The organism is Lawsonibacter hominis (assembly GCF_014287895.1).
Taxonomy (GTDB): Bacteria; Bacillota; Clostridia; order Oscillospirales; family Oscillospiraceae; genus Lawsonibacter_A; species Lawsonibacter_A hominis.
In genome coordinates this window covers 1-23,673 of record NZ_JACOPP010000018.1, presented here as the reverse complement: position 1 = coordinate 23,673, position 23,673 = coordinate 1, and the positions used below count along the sequence as shown (strand labels likewise).

General features: G+C 54.2%; 25 protein-coding genes and 1 pseudogene. 25 read left to right on the top strand and 1 reads right to left on the bottom strand.

Features of this window, described 5'->3' with window-relative positions; genetic code table 11:
• Positions 1–29: 29 nt before the first annotated feature.
• The 13 genes from H8S57_RS12105 to H8S57_RS12045 all read left to right on the top strand — a co-directional run bounded on the left by H8S57_RS12105 (position 30) and on the right by H8S57_RS12045 (position 11,782).
• Positions 30–857 carry a hypothetical protein gene (locus tag H8S57_RS12105; protein WP_186908309.1) on the top strand — a complete coding sequence of 276 codons (828 nt, stop codon included), beginning with the start codon at positions 30–32 and terminating at the stop codon, positions 855–857.
• A gap of 44 nt (positions 858–901) precedes the next feature.
• Positions 902–1,303 (top strand): hypothetical protein, encoded by a 402-nt coding sequence (locus H8S57_RS12100; protein ID WP_087347549.1) that lies wholly within the window; start codon positions 902–904, stop codon positions 1,301–1,303.
• A 25-nt stretch (positions 1,304–1,328) separates the two neighbouring features.
• Entirely contained in the window at positions 1,329–2,177 is an 849-nt protein-coding gene (locus H8S57_RS12095; RefSeq protein ID WP_186908308.1) for a DUF4428 domain-containing protein, read from the top strand.
• 48 nt (positions 2,178–2,225) lie between these two features.
• Positions 2,226–2,909 (top strand): TIGR00266 family protein, encoded by a 684-nt coding sequence (locus tag H8S57_RS12090; RefSeq protein ID WP_186908307.1) that lies wholly within the window; start codon positions 2,226–2,228, stop codon positions 2,907–2,909.
• 24 nt (positions 2,910–2,933) lie between these two features.
• Positions 2,934–4,400 (top strand): NHL repeat-containing protein, encoded by a 1,467-nt coding sequence (locus H8S57_RS12085; protein WP_186908306.1) that lies wholly within the window; start codon positions 2,934–2,936, stop codon positions 4,398–4,400.
• Positions 4,401–4,412: 12 nt separating this feature from the next.
• Positions 4,413–5,423, top strand: a complete 1,011-nt coding sequence (locus tag H8S57_RS12080; protein WP_186908305.1) for a DUF5067 domain-containing protein — start codon at positions 4,413–4,415, stop codon at positions 5,421–5,423.
• A gap of 93 nt (positions 5,424–5,516) precedes the next feature.
• Positions 5,517–6,737, top strand: coding sequence for a hypothetical protein (locus H8S57_RS12075; RefSeq protein WP_186908304.1), 1,221 nt, complete (start codon positions 5,517–5,519; stop codon positions 6,735–6,737).
• 69 nt (positions 6,738–6,806) lie between these two features.
• The gene (locus tag H8S57_RS12070; protein ID WP_087347541.1) at positions 6,807–7,940 is read left to right on the top strand and encodes a TFIIB-type zinc ribbon-containing protein; all 1,134 of its coding nucleotides are present in this window, start codon (positions 6,807–6,809) and stop codon (positions 7,938–7,940) included.
• Between the two features lie 19 nt (positions 7,941–7,959).
• On the top strand, positions 7,960–9,276 hold the full coding sequence (locus tag H8S57_RS12065) for a TPM domain-containing protein (protein ID WP_186908303.1): 1,317 nt from the start codon (positions 7,960–7,962) through the stop codon (positions 9,274–9,276).
• Between the two features lie 15 nt (positions 9,277–9,291).
• A complete protein-coding gene (locus tag H8S57_RS12060) occupies positions 9,292–10,428 on the top strand; it encodes a hypothetical protein (RefSeq protein ID WP_186908302.1) in 1,137 nt (378 codons plus the stop codon).
• 49 nt (positions 10,429–10,477) lie between these two features.
• Positions 10,478–11,047, top strand: coding sequence for a DUF6935 domain-containing protein (locus tag H8S57_RS12055; RefSeq protein WP_186908301.1), 570 nt, complete (start codon positions 10,478–10,480; stop codon positions 11,045–11,047).
• Between the two features lie 103 nt (positions 11,048–11,150).
• Positions 11,151–11,531, top strand: a complete 381-nt coding sequence (locus tag H8S57_RS12050; protein ID WP_116721486.1) for a hypothetical protein — start codon at positions 11,151–11,153, stop codon at positions 11,529–11,531.
• 74 nt (positions 11,532–11,605) lie between these two features.
• On the top strand, positions 11,606–11,782 hold the full coding sequence (locus tag H8S57_RS12045; protein WP_186908300.1) for a cysteine-rich KTR domain-containing protein: 177 nt from the start codon (positions 11,606–11,608) through the stop codon (positions 11,780–11,782).
• Between the two features lie 58 nt (positions 11,783–11,840).
• Here the strand turns inward: H8S57_RS12045 and H8S57_RS12040 are convergent, their stop codons facing one another.
• Positions 11,841–12,191 carry a helix-turn-helix transcriptional regulator gene (locus H8S57_RS12040; protein ID WP_186908299.1) on the bottom strand — a complete coding sequence of 117 codons (351 nt, stop codon included), beginning with the start codon at positions 12,189–12,191 and terminating at the stop codon, positions 11,841–11,843.
• A 225-nt stretch (positions 12,192–12,416) separates the two neighbouring features.
• Between H8S57_RS12040 and H8S57_RS17120 the strand changes: the two genes are divergently transcribed.
• The 12 genes and pseudogenes from H8S57_RS17120 to H8S57_RS11980 all read left to right on the top strand — a co-directional run bounded on the left by H8S57_RS17120 (position 12,417) and on the right by H8S57_RS11980 (position 23,417).
• Complete coding sequence (locus H8S57_RS17120) at positions 12,417–12,695, top strand: hypothetical protein (RefSeq protein WP_207723788.1); 279 nt, start codon at positions 12,417–12,419, stop codon at positions 12,693–12,695.
• A 42-nt stretch (positions 12,696–12,737) separates the two neighbouring features.
• A complete protein-coding gene (locus tag H8S57_RS12030; protein WP_116721491.1) occupies positions 12,738–13,025 on the top strand; it encodes a helix-turn-helix domain-containing protein in 288 nt (95 codons plus the stop codon).
• A gap of 550 nt (positions 13,026–13,575) precedes the next feature.
• The gene (locus H8S57_RS12025; RefSeq protein ID WP_165366523.1) at positions 13,576–13,728 is read left to right on the top strand and encodes a hypothetical protein; all 153 of its coding nucleotides are present in this window, start codon (positions 13,576–13,578) and stop codon (positions 13,726–13,728) included.
• Positions 13,729–13,802: 74 nt separating this feature from the next.
• Positions 13,803–15,404, top strand: a complete 1,602-nt coding sequence (locus tag H8S57_RS12020; protein ID WP_186908297.1) for a recombinase family protein — start codon at positions 13,803–13,805, stop codon at positions 15,402–15,404.
• Between the two features lie 32 nt (positions 15,405–15,436).
• Positions 15,437–16,150 carry a recombinase family protein gene (locus H8S57_RS12015; RefSeq protein WP_186908296.1) on the top strand — a complete coding sequence of 238 codons (714 nt, stop codon included), beginning with the start codon at positions 15,437–15,439 and terminating at the stop codon, positions 16,148–16,150.
• Complete coding sequence (locus H8S57_RS12010; RefSeq protein WP_186908295.1) at positions 16,147–17,772, top strand: recombinase family protein; 1,626 nt, start codon at positions 16,147–16,149, stop codon at positions 17,770–17,772. The genes H8S57_RS12015 and H8S57_RS12010 overlap by 4 nt, the downstream gene beginning before the upstream one ends.
• A 22-nt stretch (positions 17,773–17,794) precedes the next feature.
• Complete coding sequence (locus H8S57_RS12005) at positions 17,795–18,541, top strand: metallophosphoesterase family protein (RefSeq protein ID WP_186908330.1); 747 nt, start codon at positions 17,795–17,797, stop codon at positions 18,539–18,541.
• Between the two features lie 85 nt (positions 18,542–18,626).
• A pseudogene (locus tag H8S57_RS18070) lies at positions 18,627–19,022 on the top strand (DUF1016 N-terminal domain-containing protein); the annotation flags it as partial.
• Between the two features lie 85 nt (positions 19,023–19,107).
• Positions 19,108–19,575, top strand: coding sequence for a low molecular weight protein-tyrosine-phosphatase (locus H8S57_RS11995; protein ID WP_186908329.1), 468 nt, complete (start codon positions 19,108–19,110; stop codon positions 19,573–19,575).
• Entirely contained in the window at positions 19,576–20,469 is an 894-nt protein-coding gene (locus tag H8S57_RS11990; RefSeq protein WP_186908294.1) for a BRO-N domain-containing protein, read from the top strand.
• 152 nt (positions 20,470–20,621) lie between these two features.
• Positions 20,622–21,080: a VOC family protein gene (locus H8S57_RS11985; protein WP_186908293.1), complete on the top strand. Its 459-nt coding sequence runs from the start codon at positions 20,622–20,624 to the stop codon at positions 21,078–21,080.
• 345 nt (positions 21,081–21,425) lie between these two features.
• On the top strand, positions 21,426–23,417 hold the full coding sequence (locus H8S57_RS11980) for a fructose-1,6-bisphosphatase (RefSeq protein WP_186908292.1): 1,992 nt from the start codon (positions 21,426–21,428) through the stop codon (positions 23,415–23,417).
• Positions 23,418–23,673: the final 256 nt, after the last annotated feature.

Below are 23,673 nucleotides of genomic sequence, written 5' to 3'. Positions count from 1 at the left end.
AGAAGAAATCTGCCGTGCCGCCCGGTACCTTGACCGGCGTCACATACAGCCACACCAGCGGCATGGTTGCCAGAGCGGATTTTGCCATCACGCTTTCGCCGGAGGCCATTCTGGAAACAAGCTATTATCCGGCCCTTGCTCCGGATACGGCGGAGGACGAGGACTGGTATCATCCGTCCACCAAAGAGAATGTCCCCATCACCGCGGCTCAGTGGTCGGATGTGGAGCAGATCATTCTGGAGCTCTACCCGCTGATGGAGCCCATCCCGGAAAACCGGCGTGAGGTGAAGCTGCCACCGGGGATCGAAGTCATGGATGGCGGGGACTCCACCAGCCTGATCCTGACCTGGAGCACAGAAGACGGAACACGGAGCATCCGTTATGATCCGCCAAACGACCGCCGTATCCATACGCTGATCGCTCTGCTGGAGGAGCTGGCCGACCCCATTGGACGGGAGATCCCCCGCTATGCCACGCCGGAGCTGAGCGGCTTCTATATGGGTCAGTCCGGGGCTCTCTTCTCCAAGGACTATTCCTTCCAATTCGACCGGGGTCCGTCTGTTGTGTACGGAGAGGACGCCCCCTATATCCTCCGGGCCAGATTTACCCCGTCCGGTCGGAAGCAGGAGATCTGGAGTGACTGGGCCGTGTCAGATGAGGAGTGGGATGCCTTCACCGCGTTTGCGGAGGAGATCCGTCTGGAGCAGCAGCCGGACGGCAGCTCGGAAAAGCCGGCCTGCACCCTCTATTACTCTGACGGCAAACAGCAGCAGAAGAAATTGGATCAGGAAACAGCGAAGCAGCTCCGGGCGTATTTTACAGAGCTGGCCCTGTGCCTGCTGGATGAACAGCCATAGTACGCAAAGCGATCCATAAAAACAGAACATAGGAGGTACTACAAATGAAAGGTCAGAAGATTTTGAAAGTCACATCCATTCTCATGATCATCGGCGGCATCATCGCCGCCATCGCCGGCGTCATCGCCATTCTCGGCGTCAGCGCCCTGGCAGCCCTGTCGGGGAGCGCGGAGGGTACCGGCCTGCTCTATGCCAGCTCCATTCTTGTGACTGTGGCCTCTGTGATCCAGTTTATCGCGGGCATTAAGGGCATCGGGGCCTGCAGCGCACCCCAGAAGGCCGCTTCCTGCGTCAAATGGGGCATTATCATTGCGATCTTAGCGATCATCTCCATCATCATCGGCTTTGTAGGCGGAGGCCAGTTCAGCATCACCAGTCTGGTGCTCAACCTTCTGCTGCCGGGATTGTATGTCTACGGCGCCATGCAGATGAAGGGCACCGCGTAAGCGGCTTCAGAAAGGGGTGCAGATGATGGGGCTCTTTGGAAAACTATTTGATAAAAAGGAATGCTCGGTCTGCGGCGGCGAGATCGGGCTGCTGGGCAACCGCAAGCTGGAGGACGGCAATCTGTGCAAGGAATGTGCCGCCAAGCTCTCCCCCTGGTTCAGCGACCGCCGCCAGAGCACGGTGGCGGAGATTCAGGAGCAGCTGGCCTACCGGGAGACCAATCAAGCCAAGGTATCCTCTTTTCGCACCACCCGTACTCTGGGTGAGCGTACCAAGGTGCTGCTGGACGAGGATGCGGGTCTGTTTATGGTCACCTCCGCCAGAAATTGGGAGGAGGCCAATCCGGATGTGCTGTCCTTCTCCGATGTGACTGGCTGCAAGTTGGACATCGACGAGCGCAGGACGGAGATCGAATACAGGGATAAGGATGGAGAGCGGCAGAGCTTCAATCCCAAACGGTATGCCTATTCCTACGATTTCTACATCGTGATCAACGTCAACAATCCCTATTTCAGCGAGATCCGCTTCCAGCTCAACAGCAGCTCAGTGGATAACGATGAGGAAACACTGCTGGATGGACCCGACGCCATGCGCAGACCCCGCGGGGGTCTCCGGGCTAAAGCCGGCGGAATGGGCGGCGGCTCCCTGACCTCCAACGCGGAGGAGGTGCGCTCCAGCGTGGAATACCGGCAATATGAGGAAATGGGCTGTGAGATCCGGGATGCGCTGCTGCAGGTCCGGCAGCAGGCGCGGGAGGAAGCGGCCGCGGCCGCAGCACCCAAGGCGGCGGTGACCTGTCCGTACTGCGGGGCGACCACCACACCGGATGCCAGCGGCTGCTGCGAGTTTTGCGGCGGTGCAATCAACGGATAAGAATACCTTGGAGCAATAGAAAACAACGAAAATGAAAGGAGCTTCACCATGAAGAAGTATGAAATTTTAGGAGAAAATCTGCCGGTCGTCGTATGTGAATTGTCCCCAGGCGAATCCATGATCACGGAGAGCGGCAGCATGAGCTGGATGAGCCCAAATATGAAAATGGAGACCACCACCGGAGGCGGTATGAAGAAGATGCTGGGGCGGCTGGTGTCCGGCGATTCCGCATTTCAGAACAAGTTCACTGCGGAGGGCGGGGACGGGATCATCGCCTTCGCTTCCAGCTTTCCCGGGGCCATCAAGGCTCTGAACATCAGTGCCGGCCGGTCCATGATCGTGCAGAAAAGCGCGTTTCTTGCCTCTGAGGAGGGTGTGGAACTATCCATGCACTTCCAGAAAAAACTGGGCTCCGGCATCTTTGGCGGCGAGGGCTTCATCATGCAGAAGCTGAGCGGAAACGGGATCGCCTTTATTGAGATCGACGGTCACGCGGCAGAATATGACCTGGGCGCCGGACAGGAGCTTCTGGTCAGCACGGGGTACCTGGCGGCTATGGAGGAGAGCTGCACCATGGATGTGGTTCCGGTCAAGGGCGCAAAGAACATGCTCCTGGGCGGAGAGGGTATTTTCAATACCGTTGTCCGGGGACCCGGCAAGGTGATCCTGCAGACCATGCCCATCAGCAAGGTGGCCGAACTGTTGACGCCGTTTTTCAGCAACAAAAAATAAGAAAGGACAGAGAGGAGAATGGCCATGAAAACCAAGTTCAAGCTGTCGTGCCTGTTCCTTGCGGCGCTGATGCTGTTCAGCCTCACTGCCTGCGGCAAGGACAACCCGGAGCCCAGCTCGACATCGGAAGGAACCGAGCAGACAAAGCCTCCTGTGGAAGCGGGAAGCGGAACAACGATCCATACAAATCTGTGGGATCTTACTTACGATGAGGCGGACGGCTGGGTCTATGAGGAGGACGACCTTCATGACGATGAAACATCCTCCAAGATCATCCTGACGCTTCCCAAGGAAGGCGAGGATGGAAGCATCGTCGATGCGGAGATCCGCGTTTCTGTGGAAGATCCGTATACCTTCCGGGACTATCTCACCAGCTACGGCTTTGACGAGTACGAATATGCAGTCGATCAGGCCTATGATCTTACTCCCGTCGGCGGCATCGGTTGCCTCAAAGCAGAAGGAAACTATTGGGGCTCCCCCTGCCTGCGGTATATGAACCGGGTGGAGGGCGCGGGAGCCACCGTATTTATGGAGATCATCGGCGAGTACGAGGATGAGCGTGTAGACAAGCTGCTCTCCGGCCTGACGATCCATCTGGAGGATACCGGAAACGAGGATGGCCCCTGGTACTGGGAGGGTGAGCCCTTTTCCGCCCAGCCCCGCAGCGTCATGGTGGGGACGCACACGCTCAGCAGCCAGTGGCTGCCTATTACAGACTGCATCATCACAAAGGAGACCTTCAATCACGCAGCTGCTGTCACAGGAGATCAGGCTTACCTTCTGGTGGACGGAGAATTGAAGCGCTTCGATTACGACGGCGCATCTCTGAACTTTGCGGAGGATATTGTGCTGGACGCGGAATATGAGGATATTTCCGCCGACACCACAGGGACCCTCTGGCTGGCGAATTTTATGGAGCCGCTGATCAGCTGGAAGGACGGCGCACAGACGGCGTCCTATGAGGGCCCGGATCACGTCACCATGCACCCATCCGGGACCTGGGGCGTCAGCTGGTTCTCCGGCCCGGAATGTGAAAAGATCACGCTCTCCGGCGGAGCCCTCAAGACGGAGCCCATGGTATTCCAGGAAGTGGACATCCTCAGTCACCTGCTGATCGACGACAGCCACATCTATGTCTGCGGGTCTGCCGTGGATGGCAGCGGTCACAAGGTGTTTGTCTATGACAGCAATGGCGCGCTGCAAATGACTTTGGCAGATTCCGACGGAAGCGGCCTGGGAAGCATTACCTTTATTACGCAGACCGCAAATGGCTATCTGGCCCTGGACGGAAATATGCGTGAGGTGGTGCTCTGGACCAAGGACGGCACCTATCTCGGCGAGGCGGATGACGGCGACCTGTTCGGCACGGACTATCCCTGGTTCTGCGGCGGCGCGAAGCTGGCTGACGGCAGCATCCTTGCCATTATGACCGAAGACAGAGCGGACGAGTCCGCAATGGAACTGGTGGCATTCAAACTCAGCGGCTTTTAAGGAGGATCTGACATGAAACGCACGAGGTTATTCTGCGTCCTGCTTGCGGCGGCGATGCTGCTCAGTCTGGCCGCCTGCGGCAAGGACGACCCGAAAGAGTCCAATTCGCTCCAGATCGGGGACTATGCGCTGCTCTACAAGGGGGCCAGCATCATGGAGGACTCAGATGGAAACGACGCGCTGGTCCTGACGCTGGATTTTACCAACAACAGCAAGGACAGCGGCTCCTATGTCTGGTCCATCTCTGAAACAGCGATGCAGAACGGCGCAGAGCTGGCCGTCGCCACCGTCTTTACGGACAGCGACTCCTACGACACGGTGATCGACAGTCAATTTACGGATGTCGCGCCGGGTGAAACCCTTGAACTCCGCACCGCCTTTGTGCTGGCGGATACCACCAGCAAGGTCGAGGTGACCTTTGAGGAGGCATTCGGCGACAAAACCGGTAAGATCACCGTCGATCCGTCCACACTCAGCCGGGAAACGGCGGGAAGCGGTACAGGTCAGGATACTGGGACCGGAGATATACTGCTGGACTGGTGGAACGGCGACTGGTACGGCTGGTGGATCATGACCGGCTGCTCGGGCGATTACGAGGATCTGGAGGGCGCCTGGTGGGACATCTGCGGCGCCATTGACATCGGCGGGGACGGCACGGGCACTGTCACCCTCTGGGATGAGGACTACACGAAGTCGGAACCGATGGTTTCCGCATCGGTCAGCCTCAGTGATGATGGGACCAGCATATATGGCACCATGACATCCGAGGGCGGTGCCTTCACGGATATTGCGCTGGAGCACGGGGACTGGATCGTTGACCCGGGACTGGTGGACTATGGGGACATGATCCACATTGACGGTGATTACGAAAACGGCGGAGATGCATTCCACTATGATATCTACCTGCGCCCGTGGGGGACCTATTGGGTGGATGTGGATGAGGAGGATCTGCCCAATCTCTATGACAGCTGGTATCTGCCTCTGATCGATGCGGAGGAGCCTATGCCGGACAGCATTGGATGACACCAGAATGGGGATCGTTCCCGCCCCATTTGGGGCGGGAACGATCCCCATTTGCGCAATGGTATGGAGCAGTGACATTTGAAAGGAGCAGTTATGAAAAGGACATCAAAACGAGTGATCGCATTTTTTCTAATACTGGTTCTGATGCTGTCTCTCTGTGCCTGCGCGCAAAAACAGCAAGCGGGAACAGACGAACCAAATCGAAGCGCCGATGGTGAGACGCTGTCTGGTATGCCCAATCAGAAACTGCCGGAAAAGCTGCGCCCGGGGGCCGGGGGATCGGATATGCAGCCGACACCGACCGGATTCTCCGCGGAAGCGGAACAATCTCTTGTTTGGCTGCGGGAGAGAATGGCTTTTCCGCAGACCATGTTCGGCGCGGCCTTCCTGGGCTATACCGGAGAAGCGTCTGATGGAGATTGGCTGTCAGAAACAGACCAAGCGACGCTGCAGAAATACCCTTTTATTTCCGAAATCGATACGGGGCATACCATCGGGGACGATGATTATCTGTATTGTCTCGTGCCGCTTGATGAAAATGCCACGGTTTCCGTCAATCTCATGCGGTGGGATTCGAAATCAGATACTGAAGAGGTCATCGAGGTTCTCTATCGGTCTGAAGTTGGAGATCCGCTGCTGATCTTTGCAGCCGGCGGGGACGATGCATACGCATACCTGTCCTACATACAGGTTCAGATCGTAGACAACGCAGGCAACAGCTGCGTGTGGGAGCCGCAGTTCTATACATCAACGGGGCACATCGTGCCATGTTTCTCGGAAAACGGAGACTACCTCTCCTTCGACTTTACGGAATACGGCTGGCAGGGCGTTCCTTCCGAGCTTGCACCGTGGCTGGCAGACGGCTGGAGCGGCGTCTATGCCTCCGGGCTTGGCGGCAGCTGGACAACGCAGGCAGCGGCATGGGATACGGACCGTATCGCAAATTACTACCTGTGGTTCTTTCCCGAGGATGAGATGGGAGGAACGGTCGAACTGTATTGGGAATACGAGGGTGCCGATCCTTCTAAAACGACGTGGGAAGAGGTGTGGAGCGGTTTCTGGACGACCACATCCGTCATGGATGGGCCCAGTTATGTGACCGTCAGCCTGTCCCTTGTTGGCGGTGATAACTATGGCGTCACAGACGGCCCGTATTATATCTCGGAGACTTATCCGATTTTGATGAGTCCCAGCGGCGAGGAGATGGTGATCGGCGCTGGGGAGAACGAAGTCAGCCTGCCGTTTATGCCGAAGTACGACGCGCAGCTGTGCGTCCTGACGCTGGACAGCTTGCTCACCGACCCGCTCGGCTGATCTTCTGCGGATTACGGCCTGTTTCGGTATAGACCGTTACAGCGCCGGCATGGGAAGGAGGAATTTCAGATGCCAACACAGGTAACAAATTATCAATGCCCCAGCTGCACGGGACCGCTGCATTTCTCCGGTGCGTCCGGCCGGTTGGAGTGCGAATACTGCGGCGCCAGTTATGATGTGGCGGAGATCGAGGCGCTCTACGCAGAGAAAGAAAAAAAGGCGGCAGAAGCCCAGCAGGCGACGGAGGAAGGCGGCGCCGGGCAGGGCGCGCCAGCCGCGGATGGAGGCGCATGGGACACCTCTGACTTTTGCGAGGATTGGGGGGCTGAGGGCGACGGTATGCGGGCCTACGGCTGCCCCAGCTGCGGCGCGGAGCTCATCTGCGAGGAGAGCACGGCGGCGACCTCCTGCCCCTATTGCGGGAACCCCACCGTGGTGCCGGGCCAGTTCTCCGGGGCACTGCGGCCGGATTTCATCGTTCCGTTCAAGCTGAGCAAGGAGGATGCGGTAAAGGCCCTCAAGTCCCACTACAAAGGGAAGTTTTTCCTGCCGAAAAGCTTTACCGGTGAAAATCATGTGCAGGAGATCCGGGGGATCTATGTTCCCTTCTGGATGTTCGACGGCGAGGCGGAGGGCGACGCCCATTATGAGGCTGCCCGCTCCCGTACATACCGCTCCGGCGACTACGAGATCACGGAGACGAAACACTACGATGTCTACCGGGCCGGAGCCGTCACCTTTGAGAAGGTGCCGGTGGACGCCTCCAGCAAGATGCCGGACGGCCACATGGACTCCATTGAACCCTATGACTACAAAGAGCTGAAGCCCTTTTCCACCGCGTATCTCCCCGGCTTCCTGGCCGATAAGTTCGATGTGACGGTGGAACAGAGCCGGCAGCGGGCGGATCAGCGCTGTGAGGGGACCCTTGCCTCCGCGCTGCGCGGCACAGTGAAGCGTTATGACCTCTGCGTTCTCAGAGACAGCAGCGTTCATCTGCGCAGGGGCAAGGTGCATTACGCCCTGATGCCCGTCTGGATGCTGAATACCAAGTGGCATGGGAAGGACTTCCTCTTTGCCATGAATGGACAGACCGGAAAGCTGGTGGGCGACCTGCCGGTCAGCTGGGGGAAGTTCTGGGGGCTGTTTGCCGCCATCGCCGTCCCCCTGTCTGTGATCAGTTCGGCGCTGGTCCTATTGCCGTGAGAAAGGAGGCGGACCGGATATGAAGAAAGCATATACTGCTCTCGCGCTGGCGTTCCTGTTGGCGCTGTCCCTCTGCACTCCCGCAATGGCGGCAATGGAGTACGGCGTGATCTATGACGAAACGGAATCCTTGGGATCGCAGGAACTGACCATGCAGGGAGAACAGACCCTCCCCCAGCTCTCCCAGGCGCTGGGCCTTGATCTGCGGGTGGATGTATTGACCCAAAACAGCTATGACGGACTTGGCGACGCCGCCGCGGGGATCTATGAGGAATATGATTACGGCTATGGCGAGCACAAGGAGGGCGTTACGCTGACCATTCTGCTGGAAGCGCAGGATGGGGATACCTACAGGATGGTTGACGAAAATGACTGGTGCGTCTACGCCAGACTGAGCGATGAGCGGGGCAACGGCCAGGAATTGTCCGGCGCCGTCTACGATGCGGTACAGCCCTATATGGCGGCGCGGGCGTGGAACGGCGAGGACATGACCATGAGCGCCGTGGCGCTGACCCAGGCAGTGGACGCCATGGCAGAAACGGCGGAGGATTACATCCTCACAAATTGCCCGCCGGCCGGCTCCGGCGAGGATGCCGGTGTGGAAAAACCGGTGCAGGGCAGCGTCACGATGCAGTATGTATTTGATGCTGCAGACCTTCTTCCCTATGAGAAGTGGGAAAAGCTGGAGGCTCGGGCCGAAGCTATTTCCCAAAAGCAGGATTGCGGCGTTTATTTTGCTCTTGTAGATGATTACACGGAATTCGGAAACGGCAGTATCTATGAGGTCACCTATCAGCTCTATCACGGCAGTGAGCTCGGTATGGGCAGCGGGCGGGACGGCATCATCGTGCTCCTGAGCATGGCCGAGCGGAACTATGCCATGTTCGTCTACGGCGAATACGCCGAGTATGCCTTTGATGAATATGGGAAGGAGAAGCTGGAGGAGCAATTCCTGGGTGATTTTGGGGAAGACGACTGGTATGGCGGCATTTCCAATTACTTAGACGCCTGTGAGGAATATCTGACGAAAGCCGACGCCGGCAAGCCGGTGCGCCGTCCTTACTGGATCTGGTTCGTCATTTCAGCAGGATGCTCCTGTCTGGCCGCGGGGACGGTTTGCCTGTGGCTGCTGCGTAAGATGAAGTCCGTCCATCAAAAGGCGGAAGCCGATGCGTACCTCACCGCTGGCGGCTTACACCTGACAAAGCAGTACGACCGGTACACCCATACCACCGAAACACGCACCAAGATCCAGAAAGAGAGCTCGGGCGGCAGCGGCGGCAGCACCTACAGCGAAAGCGGGGGCGGCGGCAGCGGCCGCAGCGGGAAATTCTGAGAAGGAGGCCGGATAATGAAGAATTTGCTCCGGCGCCGCTTTCTCCCGGCGATTTTGTGCATGGCGCTGGCCCTTGGCCTGTCTGCCTGCGGAGGAAAAGACACACCGCCCGTTGAAACGGAAACGGACGGTGCGATGGGCACACTTTCCGGCAGCAAGGGAGAAAAAGATTCCGGGGTGGGTGTGTTCTCCGGCAGCGGGGAAGAAACAGTGGAGGCGGAATTGGCGGAGGAGTCCCTGAACCTGTTGTATGACGCCATGGCATACGATGACCAGTACGCCGGCGCGGTCGCCTATCTGGGATACAGGAAGCAGGGGGACTCCACCCCACTGTCGGACTGGCTGGTGGAGAATTGTGCCGGATTGGTCGAGGCGATGCCGTTTCTACTGCATATACCGGCCGAACGTATCCTCGGCGCAGGTTGGGGGGATTTATTCTGCATCGTTCCCCGGGATGAGAATACCAGCCTTGCCGTGAACCATGTCACCTGGGAATCTCTCGGTAACGGCGTTTGGCCTGTACCGGGTGAGGTGCTCTACCGGGAGGAGTGTGCCCAGCCTGTACTGATATTCGTAAATTATGAGCAATGGCGGGATGAACCGGACACGGAGATCGTCCTTGTGACAAACGATGGCGTGGAGATGAAGTGGCTCCCGCTGACCGATGAATACGGCATTCCCATCGTGCCCACCGGGGAGAACTACCTTCCCACGCTGATGGATTTCGGCATCTGGGGCTATGTGACCGGGTTGGACTACCCCGAGGACTGGGAGCCGTCCGGGGACGACTGGTGGCTGCCGCCCACAGACTGGGGGCTGGCTTACACAAATTGGACCTGCGAGCACTGGTACATAGAGTTCGGCTGGGGCGACAGCGACCCGGACTATTCCGGACGCATCGATCTCTACCATCAGCCGGAGGATGGGCAGGAGTATGCGTACTCGTATTCCGGCATCTGGCGTATGGAGGGCGACTGCCTGCATCTGGACCTCTCGGACGGCGCGGGCACCCGCATGAGCGGCAGCTTCCCGGTGCTGATCGACCCCTCCGGCGAATCTCTCCATATCCAGCAGGATCGTGAAACCGGTGTGTGTCCGCCCTTTTTTGGCGAGGGCATGACCTGTATGGATCTGATACGCGCCTATGGCTGAGAGAACATCAGGCGCACGAGTGTGGGACAGGCGTGAAAGGAGTATTTGCATGAGTATTTTTGACAGGCTAAAGCAGTCCGCCGTGGATGCCGCGGCGACAGCAGCCACAGCCATTGGAAACAAGCGGGAAACCTTTACCTTCGCGGCCCTCCCCGAAAGCCTTGCCCAGATGCAGGCTCTCCCGGAGGCGGCCCTTGACACACCCTTTCAGACGGCGGCGCTGACCGTGCTGGCCCTGTGCGCCTATGCCGCTGACCGGCAGATCGGCACGGATATGCTGAATTGGCTGCGGGGGCCCCGTCCTTTGAGCGGACAGGAGATCTCCTTCTTAAACGACCGCTTCCGTGACGGAAAGACCTACCTTCCCTTCACCTACTTTGCCGGCTCTACCCCCGACAACAATTACACACCCAACCAGCCCTATACCATCCGGGTGGAAAGCAACCATGTTTCCGGTGAGGAGCAGGGCTATATGAAACTGTTTATCCCCTGCGGCGGCGCGGACAGCCCTCGCCCCATCAAACTCCGACAGCGGGGTAGCGATGGGAAGTGGTTCCTCTGGGAGCAATACCTGCTCACCGGTGTCCGTACCCCCAAGTCCGCCGACCCCTGGGCGTGAGTCAGGCGGCGCGGCTGTGGAGGCTCGGCTCATGGAAGCCGGAGCAGGCGGGAGCGATCAGAAAACCATCTGTATTTATCGGATTGGATAGAGGGTGCCGATCATGAAAACAGTGCTGTTTATATCATCCAATAAGGTGCTGGGACAGGGGTTGTCAGCGGCCATCCATGCAAAGCCGGAGCTTGACTTCCTGTGGGCGGCCCAGCTCCATTATCCGCAGGCTGTGGTCGGCGTTGATATCTTTCATGCGGATGTGGTGATATTGGATATTGTGGATCAGGCGGATATGGATCAGGCGGTCGGGATCTGCCAACCTCTTCGGCAGGTTGAACAGGACCTCAAGATCCTGCTTCTGGTCAGGCCGGAACAGTCTGCCGTATGCAGCCGTGTCATAGATGCAAAAAATGCCGGACTGATCGATGATTTCGTCTTCTATGATAGTTCTCTGGCATATCTGCTGGCGAAATTGGCGGCGTTTTCATAGAATGATTGGGTATCAATGAAGAAAAACCAACTGCAATTATCTAACTTGTAACTACGAATAAATGGGTGATTGCTATGCGGCATGAGTCAAAATGGATCTGCTGTCCTCAGTGCGGCAGCGAAACGAAAGTCAAAGTATATGAAGAAACGGTTTTAGTAAAATTCCCGCTATACTGTCCAAAATGTAAAAAGGAATTCATGGTCAATGTGGTAAAACTGAAGATGGTATTAAGCGACGAGCCGGATGCTTAAAGCACAGAGCCTGCTGATCCCCCTGTCGGGGAAAAGCAGGCTCTGTTTTTTTATGTAGTCATCCAATCTCAATGGCGTCCTTTGTCCGGAGTGCGGCAATGACCGATTCCACCACCGGGATCAACGCTTCGGCCTCCTGCTCACTGCATTCCTCAATCATAAGCCGAAGCTGTTGTAGAGCGGGAGTTTCGCGCTGCAACTCAGGGTTAAAAATGGTTCTGGCATCAATACGGAGGGCACGGATCAAAGGGTAGAGCACCTCCATCTTGGGATTTGCCTTGTAGTTCTCAATATTCATCACGGTTCGCACATCGATATCCGCCATGTCTGCTACCTGAAGCTGGGTCAGACCGCGCTGATAACGTGTGCTCTTCACCGCATTTCCCAATGGATAGGAGAAGTCATACATCGCAGTTCACCTCAAAGATATTCTACAATACATCTTTTTGCGGGTGAATGCGACACAATTCGCTTGTTAGATGTATCGCGATGCACGAACCAACAAGCCTGAGATACATAAAACTGAATTACATTATCGGCAAGACAGTCGCATTTGCCGAAGAACAAAAATTTTAAGGGGGTGATGCTGGCTGTCTGTGTGCCGGCCGCGTAAGTGGACAAGGAGAAATGCAACATGGCAGATAACAGCTGCCGCATTAAGTTGTTCCATCTGGTTAAGCCGAGTCACACTGCTTTCAGGACAGCACGAGGAAGACTGTCAAGAAAAAAACGGGGTACGCAAGCTGGGCATATGAGAAAGAAAGAAAAACCTCCGCCTGCTGCCCCTGTATCCCGCCCTGGACTTCTTAATGCAGATCAAGCACAGGTTGCCGATTCTCCATTTTTGCACGGGATCGGCAATTTATTTTTTAATGATAATCTTTCTGTTGGGTGCCGTGATCCTCCGAACTGAAATTCGGTCTCATCCAAATTTCAGAAAACGGAGGAAAGTGTTATGGGCTTCAACAGAGATAGCTATGCCGCTCGAATCAAGAATTTACGGAAAAGCCGAGGACTTACGCAGGAGCAGCTGGCAGAGAAAATGAACATCACCAGTACATACATCCTGAAAATTGAAAACGGAAAGCAGACCGGCTCAGTTGAACTGGCTGTGGAGCTTGCAGCATTCTTCGATGTCTCCCTGGATTATCTTTTGTCGGGGAGAGAATTTAAAGCTATGGATCAGAAGCAGAACCTGCGAATGACCATTGCATTTTTGTCTGAATTGGAGGCAAAACTCTAAAACCTTCCATTTTGGGTAGGTAACCTTCCATTCTGTTTATGTGATTCTGAAACACACAGAGTTACAATCTTAGTGAGATCAGTAAATCTCACAGTACCTTGAAAAATACTGCTCCAGGCAGTCATATCCGGTAGCATAGATACATCAGCTGACGGAGCCAGCGTCAGGCCGAGTGCGCGAAGACCACCTGTGCGGATCATTTCCGCATCTAAGGACGGCCAATTAAGGTGCAGAGCGATACCCACTCAGGCCAGAGCAGGATTGGCACCCTGCTTCGCCAAGATCCCGTCAGCCCACAATGGTACTCCTGTACGCAGCTTCGGGCGTTCCCCGGAGGGGTGAGATTCCCGTGATGTGCGCCAGCACAGTTTATGTTGCCGCCCTGCCTGGGGAAGTAGTGTCGAATACAGGCAAAAATTCTTGATATTAGAAGCAATGGAGGTCGCCTGCAATGTAGTAGAGCAAGCCAAGGCTTCCCCAACCAAATTGGGCGGCCTCTATTTTTGTGGTATCAAGGTTCAGTAAAACCGTAAATGAAGGGAGGATTACTATGACAGTACAGAATGTAAACATCGATTACTGTGGCATTATCACGCTGCTTAAAAACCTTGTCCAGATTGGGAAATGCACCGAAAAAGAGGCTCAAAAAATTGCAAGCTACCTCTCTGTGCAGGATGGTGTGGAGATCATTCTGTTTCCCTGATTTTCGTTGCATTTGGTGATAGCTATTGGGGCAAAAGTGTGGTAGTGTTTGTTGCTGTAAGGAGGTGAACTGACATGGAGAAAAAGCAGCTGACCGATGGAAGTATGGCCCTGCAGGAAAAGCAGTGCAGAGTTATTACGATAGAGGCTACTGAAAAGCAGCAGGACATCAAGCTGCGGGTAGCTGCTTACGCCCGTGTCAGCTCTGCTTCCGATGACCAGCTCAACTCCTTCGCCGCTCAGAATCGGTACTACGCAGACCTGATCTCCGGAAAAGAAAACTGGAGCATGGTGGACATTTATGCAGATGAGGGTATCACAGGCACTTCTGCTGAAAAGCGGGAGGACTTCCAACGACTTCTGGCAGATTGCCACAGAGGGCTGATTGACCGGATATTGGTGAAATCCATCTCCCGATTTGCCCGAAACACCACAGAATGTCTGGAGACGATCCGAGAACTGAAAGCGCTGGGAATCAGCATCTACTTCGAAAAAGAAAATATCGACACATCCACCATGTCCGGTGAGATGATGACGGCCATATTCGCTGCCTTCGCTCAGGCGGAGAGCGAATCAATCTCAGGTAATATGCGGTGGAGCTATCAGAAACGAATGCAAAGCGGTAAGTTCATTACCTGTAAGGCGCCGTTTGGATACCGGTTGTGCGATGGGAGGCTTGAAATCGTAGAATCCGAAGCACAAATCGTGCGGTTGATCTTCGACAGGTTCCTGGCTGGGTACAGCACCACAGAAATCGCATCGGAAATCACAAGCTTAGGAATTCCCACAAGAGATAAAATCCCATACTGGCAGCACACAACGGTCTGCTATGTCTTGCAAAACGAAAAATATGTCGGTGACTCCCTGCTGCAGAAACGATATTCGACTGATACCCTTCCGGTCAAAAAGAAGATAAACCATGGAAATAAGGATCAGTACTACATTGCAGGCAGTCACCCACCTATTGTGGACAGGCTCATATTTGAAAGGGCGCAGGCGCTGTATCAGGCGAAAAGCTCTAAAATTACCCATTCACCTCGGGAGCAATATCCCTTCACCATGACGATCCTGTGCGGAAACTGTGGGACATACTTCAAAAGGAAAATGTCAAAGGACATAACATACTGGGTGTGCCGCAAACACGACAGACAAAAAGATGCCTGTGTCATGGAACAGATACCAGAGTCCCAAATCGAGGAAGCCGTCCTGCGTCTGTACTATAACCTCAAGCACCATGGAGAGCCGATCCTCTCCCAGATGATCACCAGTCTCCTGACGATCCGCAACCGCAGAATGCTCTGGAGTCTGGATGTCATTGAGCTGAACAAGCAAATATCTGAACTTTCCAGTCAGAATCAAATGTTGACCACGCTGAAACAGCAGGGCCTCATTGATCCTGACATTTTTATATCCCAGAGCAATGAGCTGACCGAACAGCTCCGCGCTGCAAAGCTGAAAAAGGAACGCCTGTTAGCCTCCGATGGCGACAACACCATCGCTCAAACGCAGGAGCTGATGGATATCTTAGAAGCAGGGCCGGATTTCCTTGATGCCTTCGATGCAGAGCTGTTCGGTGAACTGATTGACAAGATTATTGTGGATAGTAAAGAACAGCTTCGATTCCGCCTGAAAAACGGATTGGAGCTTACAGAAACCATTGAAAGGACGGTGCGCTGATGGGAAATCGGAAACTGCCCTTCGGCTATCACATGGAACTGGGTAAAATCGTACCTCATCCACCGGAGGCAGTGCTGGTAAAGCATGTCTTCCAGGCGTATATCGCCGGAGAATCCTACAACAGCCTGGTTGAGTGGCTTCGGGAGCAGAAGATTCCATACGATGTTGGAAGGGTCTGGAACAAAAATATGGTAGCACGGATTCTGGAGAATCGCCGTTATATCGGTGACAAGGGCTATCCTGCTATCCTGCAGGAAGAAACTATGACAAGTGCGATAAAAAAACGCAACGCCAAGCAAGTGACCACCCATATTACAGAGGCACAGAAGATCCTTCGCCGTCTCAGTGGGTGGACAGAAACGAAGCAGATAGAACAGCAGGTGTTAGGTCTGCTCAATATGCTGCTCAACAATCCGGAACGGATTCAAGTGGTGTCGCCCCATCCTAAAAGCGAGAATGTGGAACTGCAAAGGCAATTGGATGCAGTGCTATCCTGCCAGCCAATCGACGAAGATGCAGCTCAAGAGCTTATCCGCTCCATTGCCTCTGTACAATATAGTGCTATCGATGCAGATGAATATGAGAGTATCCGGCTCCGGCGAATATTTGCCCAGCATCCGGTCATGCGTGAATTGGACGCAAAACTGCTGAAAACCACGGTATCCGCAATCCGTGTATACAGTGATAAATCCATAGCCATACGACTGAAAAATAATCAAATCATAGGAAGGAGTGAACCACAATGAGAGACAATCCACCCAGAGTCATTACGATCCCCGCGAAAGTGGAGAGCACAGCACAGCAGGCTGTCCAGCGGCAGCTGCGAGTCGCCGCTTACTGCCGGGTATCTACAGATGACGAGGAACAGCTCACCAGCTACGAAGCCCAGCAGACCTACTATACCGACAAAATCATGGGCAATAAGGACTGGACGATGGCAGGCATTTTTGCCGATGAGGGCATCACAGGAACTTCTGCCCGAAAGCGCCCTGAATTTCTGAAGATGATCCGCCAGTGCAAGCGTAAGAAAATCGATATCATCCTGACCAAGTCCATCTCCCGCTTTGCCAGAAATACGGTAGACTGCCTGAACTATATCCGGGCTCTCCGGGAATTGGGTATCGCAGTCATCTTCGAAAAAGAAAACATCAACACCATGGAGTCGGACAGCGAGATCCTCATCACCATGCTGGGCGCCTTCGCCCAGGCGGAAAGTGAGAGCATCAGCGCCAATGTCCGCTGGGGCAAGCGGCAGGCCATGCGGGAAGGTAAAGCCATCATACAGTACAAACGCCTGTATGCATACGAGAAGGGCGAGGATGGTATGCCCCAGATCATTCCGGAACAGGCAGATGTCGTCCGGTCGATTTATGACCGGTACCTGACTGGCGCCAGTCTGCGGATGCTCAAAGACTGGCTGGAATCGGAGCAGATCCCCAATGTGGCAGGAGGTGCAGAGTGGACCATATCATCGATCCGCAGCATCCTGACCAATGAAAAATATTGCGGTGATGTCCTGCTCCAAAAGACCTACATCAGTGACTGTATCAGCCGGAAGGTAATCCGCAATACAGGTCAGCTCCCAATGTACCTGGTGGAAAACCATCATGATGGGATCGTGGACCGAAAGACATTCGATGCGGTACAGGCAGAAATGGCAAGGCGCAACGCAGGAAAAAGTCCTTCAAAAAAGAATGCTCCCACGGGAATGACCTCCTATGCCAGCAAATATGCGCTCTCAGAGCGGCTTGTATGTGGAGAATGTGGAACACTGTACCGCCGATGCACATGGTCCAAACGGGGCAAAAAACGGGTTGTATGGCGCTGCGTCAGCCGACTGGACTATGGAACAAAATATTGCCACAACTCGCCATCAGTCGATGAAGATCAGCTTCAGCGGTCGATTCTCGCAGCAATCAACTCTGCAATGAGCCGGAAAAGCACACTCATCCGGAAAATCACCGGAGCTATGGAACAGGTGCTGGCACCGATTCCAGGCGAGAGCATGAGCCTGTCAGATATAGAAAGTCGGCTGGATGAGCTGAATGACCTGACAAGGACTCTGGTGGCAAAAGCCGCTCATGCAGAAAATCCATCCATCTATACAGTCCAGCTCAAGGAAATTATGGACGAGGCCGCTGTTCTGAAGGAAAAACGGCAAGCCATAGAAGAACAGCGAAAAAGTAATACGCAGGCAATTCGACGGATCGAAGAAGCTGCCGCGGTCATGGAGGGCGTATCTGCAGAGATCCAGGAATGGGATGAAACCCTCATCCGACAGCTGGTGGATACGGTGAAGGTCGTCTCTGCGGAACATATCACGGTGATCCTGCGTGGGGGCATTCAAGTGGAGCAGGATATGATATAATGAGAAAAAGAAGGTGAACGATATGATTTGTGCGACCGGCGATACCCATGGCAATTTCGAGCGGTTTCAGCCCGAATACTTCCCGGAGCAAGCTGAAATGACCAAAGAGGATTACATGATCATCTGCGGCGACTTTGGTGGTCTGTGGGACGGGCGAAAAAAAGATAATCGGAACCTGGACTGGCTGGAATCCTTACCCTTCACCGTGCTGTTTGTCAGCGGCAATCACGAGAACTTTGATCTGCTGGAGAAATACCCTGTCGAGGAATGGAACGGTGGGAAAGTCCAGCGCATCCGCCCGCATGTGATCCACTTGATGCGGGGACAGGTATTTGAACTGCAGGGATACACATTCTTTACTATGGGTGGAGCAAGGAGCCACGATATGGAATACGGTGTACTGAATCCCTACGCTCCAGATTTTGAAGAACAGTACTGTACACTCCGCAGGATGGGGGTCAGTTTCCGTGTAAACCATCGTTCCTGGTGGAAACAGGAGCTTCCGAGTGCTGCGGAATATGAAGAAGCCCGAAACAATCTGGAGCGTGTCCGGCATGAAGTGGACTATATCATCACCCACTGTGCTCCCAGCAGTATTGTAGACCAACTGGGCGCAGGAGGATATGCCCATGATCCCCTGACAGATTATCTGGAAGAAGTCAAAGAAAGAACCCGGTTTCATTACTGGCTGTTCGGACACTATCATGACAACAAAATCCTGGATGACCGATTCGTTCTTCTCTGGGAACAGATGATCCGGGTGGTGTAAACAGGCCAAAGAGAAGTGCAGGAATATCCTGCGTTTCTCTTTGGCCTGTTTTCGGTTAAGCATAATTTATCAGAAAGGAGAAACTATGAACACTCGCAAAAACATCGACTATTCTGCTATGTTTGCGGATTTGGATGCAGCAGTAACTGCTGACTTTTCTCAAGTGCAACTATACTGCGAATTAGGCCGAATTGTATGTGGTCGTTCTGAAAAGGGTGCTGCGGTTGCTGCTGCCAAATACCTGTCTGAACAGTATCCGAATGTCCCTGGCTTCTCCCCGCGCAATCTGCGGAGGATGCGTGATTTTTACCGGATGTATGGTGAAAACGAAGAACTTTTGAAACTCGCCGCAGAGATCTCCTGGACACAAAATGTTGTGATTCTGGAGGCGGACCTGAACATGGCGGAGCGACGCTGGTATCTGCTGGCCGCAAAACAGTACGGATGGTCAAAATCCGCACTTCAGAACGCTATCCAGGAATGTGCTCATCAGGAACTCACGCTCGACGAATTTGAGGTTCCATGTTATACTGATCATGAAGAAAATCAATTGGAGAGTTCCGAAAATGATCAAGATACTTTTTCTCTGTCATGGGAATATTTGCAGAAGCCCGATGGCCGAGTTTGTGATGAAAGATATGTTGAAGAAAGCTGGTCTGGCACAGGAGTTCCAGATCGAATCAGCTGCTACCAGCACCGAGGAAATCGGAAATCCTGTTTACCCGCCTGCCCGCCGGAAATTGGCCGAGTATGGAATCGACTGTTCCGGCAAAACAGCACGGCAGCTCCAGAACAGCGACTACGACAAGTACGACCTGCTGATCGGTATGGATCACGCCAATATCCGGAGTATGTACCAGATCTGTGGTGGCGACTTTGCCGACAAAATGCACCTTTTGATGGATTTTACAAGCCGACCCGGAGAGGTAGCCGACCCGTGGTACACCGGCGACTTCGATGCGACCTGGCGGGATGTTATGGAAGGCTGTCAGAGACTGCTTGATGATTTGCTGAAGAAAAGAGGTGTGATATGAATGGGGCAAGAGGATAAGATTCAGCTTTTTGAAGATAAGCGCATCCGCACCGCCTGGGACGAGGAGAAAGAGGAATGGTACTTTTCTGTTGTTGATGTCGTTGCAGTTTTGACCGATCAGCCGGATCAGCGTGGCGCAAGCAACTACTGGGCAAAGTTGAAACAACGCCTTAAAGAAGAAGGTGCAGATCAGTTGCTGACAAATTGTCAGCAACTGAAATTGAGGTCCCCAAAGGATGGAAAACGGTATAATACTGATGTGGCAGATACGGAACAGCTTCTGCGTATCATCCAGTCCATACCATCTCCCAAAGCTGAGCCGTTTAAGCTATGGTTGGCACAGGTTGGTCGGGAGCGAATCGAAGAAACGATAGATCCGGAACTGACCATTGAACGGGCGCTGGAAACCTATCTGAAGAAAGGCTATACCCGTGAATGGATCAATCAGCGACTGCAGGCGATCCAGGTCCGCAAAGAGCTGACCGATGAATGGGATGCCCGTGGTGTTCAAAAGGGCATTGAGTATGCCATTCTTACAGATGAGATATCCCGAGCATGGTCCGGGATGTCCACCAGACAGTATAAGAATCTCAAGGGGCTGAAAAAGGAAAACCTGCGGGACAATATGACTACACTGGAATTGGTTCTGAATATGCTGGCCGAGGCTACGACCACAGAAATTTCCAAGCAGAAAGCACCGGAATCTTTTTCTGATAATATCGAAGTGGCTCGTGCAGGCGGTAAAGTCGCTGGAGATGCCCGAAAGGCTATTGAGTTGCAAACAGGTGTCCCTGTTATTACGGAAAAGAATGCTGCCCAACTCAATCAAGTGATAACCGATTTGATTGAAGGGGGTATCTCCGAATCGGAAGTTGACTCATCAAAACAAGAATAAATAATTTGAGTTTTGCGGAGATAACATGACATCTACAGCGTTTTGATGTTACAAAAAAGACATACCTTCTATTATGGAGAAGGCATGTCTTTTTTTTCCTGAAATCATGATAGAATAACAGTAAATTATGGATGGAATCGGGGGCGGATGAAATGAAATTTTGCTTGCCGCTGTTAGCCGTGCAAGACGTCGAAGCATCAAAAGCATTTTACACGCAGCTCTTTGGACAAGAGGTCGTTCTGGACTTAGGCAAGAACGTGACCTTTAGCGGCGGATTTGCAATACAGCAAGATTTTGCATGGCTTACGGACATTGACCCTGCTTCTGTTGTCAGACATTCAAACAACATGGAATTGTACTTTGAGGTGGAAAATTTTGATGACTTCCTGCTTCTTTTGGAAAAGCATAAGGAAGTCAAGCTTGTCCATCCCCCTAAAAAGCACGAATGGCAGCAACGAGTGGTCCGAATCTACGACCCCGATTTTCATATGATCGAAATTGGTGAATCAATGGAAGTGATCGCAAGGCGCTATTTGTCTCAGGGCCTTTCTGTTGAGGAAGTTTCGGAGATCATTCAGCACCCCGTCGAATTTGTGAGAAAGTGCATTTGAAACAGACGGGCATATCCTCGTTTTGTGTGACCCTTCATCCCTTCGTTAAAATGGAACTGGCATGATGTTCTGTCCGCTCACCCAAAAGGGAGGGCAGCCTCCTCGAAGGCCGCCCTCCCCTTTGGCATCTTGCGCCGCGTTCGGACTCGTTTTTGCTTGTTCGGCATGCCGCTTATACGGCGTACCCACGCGGCTTGTTGTGCAGACGCCCGGCCCGGAATCCCGGCTTCTATCTTTGGTATAGCACAAAGGTCTCCCGCTTTTCCCTTTTTCTTTGAAACGTCTACTTGAAAGGTCCGGTACATCGTGGGATAATAGGCCCAGAATAGGAAAGGTGGGGATTCTATGCAGCCGACAAAGCCTTACCGCTCGGAAGACCTCCATTATCTCAAGATGCTGGCCCGGCAGTACCCCAATGTACAGGCGGCCAGCACCGAGATCGTCAATCTGCAGGCCATCCGCAATCTTCCAAAGGGCACCGAGCATTTTATTTCCGACGTGCACGGGGAATATGAAGCCTTCCTTCACATTCTGAATTCCGCCTCCGGCGTGGTGCGGGAAAAGGTGGACGATCTGTTTTCCACCACCGTCTCCAAGGCCGAGCGGGATCAGCTGGCCACCCTGATCTACTACCCCCGAGAAAAGCTGGAGGCGATCGAAGCAGAGACCCAGGATATGCGGGAGTGGTACCGCATCACCTTCCACCGGCTGATCGAGGTCTGCCGTCTGGTCAGTTCCAAGTATACCCGCTCCAAGGTACGCAAGGCCATGCCGCCCGAGTACGCCTACATCATCGACGAGATGCTCCACACCCACTACGAGGACAGTGACAAACGGGACTACTATGAGAATATCATCTCCACGATTATTGACATCGACCGGGCCTCCAGCTTTCTCATCCAGCTGTGCGAACTGATCAAACGCCTGGCGGTCGATCATCTCCACCTGGTGGGCGATATCTTTGACCGCGGTCCCCGCGCCGACATCATCCTGGATTCCCTGATGGACTACCACAGCGTGGACATCCAGTGGGGCAACCACGATATCCTTTGGATGGGGGCCGCTTCCGGCTCCCGCACCCTGGTGGCCACCGTGCTGGCCAATTCCCTGCGCTACAACAACCTGGAAGTCATCGAGACCGGCTACGGCATCTCCCTGCGCCCTCTGTCGGTCTTTGCCAACGAGGTATACCGGGACTGCGACGTACACTGCTTCGAAGTCAAGCTGACCGGCGAGGACGCCTCCCACTACACTGAAAAAGACAAACTGCTGGCTGCCCGGATGCACAAGGCCATCACGATCATTCTCTTCAAGCTGGAAGGGCAAAAGCTGCTGCGCAACCCCAGCTTCGGCATGGCCGACCGGCTGCTGCTGGATAAGATCGACTACGAGGGGAAATGCATTACCCTTCAGGGCGTCACCTATCCCCTGGAGGATACCGATTTCCCCACCGTGGACCGGGCCGATCCCTATGCTCTTACGGGGGAGGAGGCCGCTCTGATCGATCAGCTCACCGCCTCCTTCCGTCACAGTGAGAAGCTTCAGCGGCATATCCGCTTCCTCTACTCCAAGGGCAGCCTGTACAAGGTCTTCAATGGGAACCTGCTCCTGCACGGCTGCATCCCCATGACGGAGCAGGGGGCACAGATGGAGTTCTCCATCGGCTGCGAGGCGCTCTCCGGAAAAGCCTTCCTGGACTATGCCGATCTGACCGCCCGCCGCGCCTATTACAGCAAACAGGGCACGGCGGAGCGGGAATTTGGGATGGATTTCCTCTGGTTTTTATGGGCGGGCCGCAACAGCCCCATTTTTGGCCGGGAGCGGATGACCACGTTTGAACGCCGCCTGATCCTGGACGAGTCCACTTGGACCGAGCCCAAAAATCCCTATTATCGGTTCTACAATGATCCGTCGGTGTGCGATGCACTGCTGAAGGAATTCGGCCTGGAAGGCGAGCACTGCCACATCATCAACGGCCATATCCCCGTTAAGTCCAAGAAAGGGGAGAGCCCGATCAAGGGCGGGGGCAAGCTGCTGGTCATTGACGGCGGATTCTGTAAGGCCTATCAAAAGACTACGGGGATCGCAGGGTATACCCTGATCTATAACTCCGCCTGCTTCCGGCTGGTCTCGCATGAGCCCTTCTCCGGGCGTGCCAACGCCATTCGGGAAAACCAGGACATCGCCTCCAGCTCCGCCGTATTCGAACGGCTGGAGTCGCGTATGAAGATCGCCGGTACCGATATTGGCCGCCAGCTCCAGGAACAGATCGACGATCTGATGGCCCTTCTGTGGGCCTATCGCAGCGGCGCCATCGTAGAAGACCACAAGGAATAGCACCCGCATCCGCCGCGGCGGGCAAGAAGCCTCCGCCCCTGAAAACGGGGCGGAGGCTTAAAGGTTGTTGAAAAAGCAAGCTTTGCCGGCGTTTAAACTCTCCGGCTAAAGCGAGCCGAACGAAAAGCCGCCGCACAGGTAGTGTCAAGGATTTTGCGCAAATTGGTTTGCAGGCTCTGGAATGAATGAAGTCAGCCAGCAATGGAGGCGTCCTCAACGGCAGCCTCCAGGTGCTTCATATTCATGTACTTTTTGT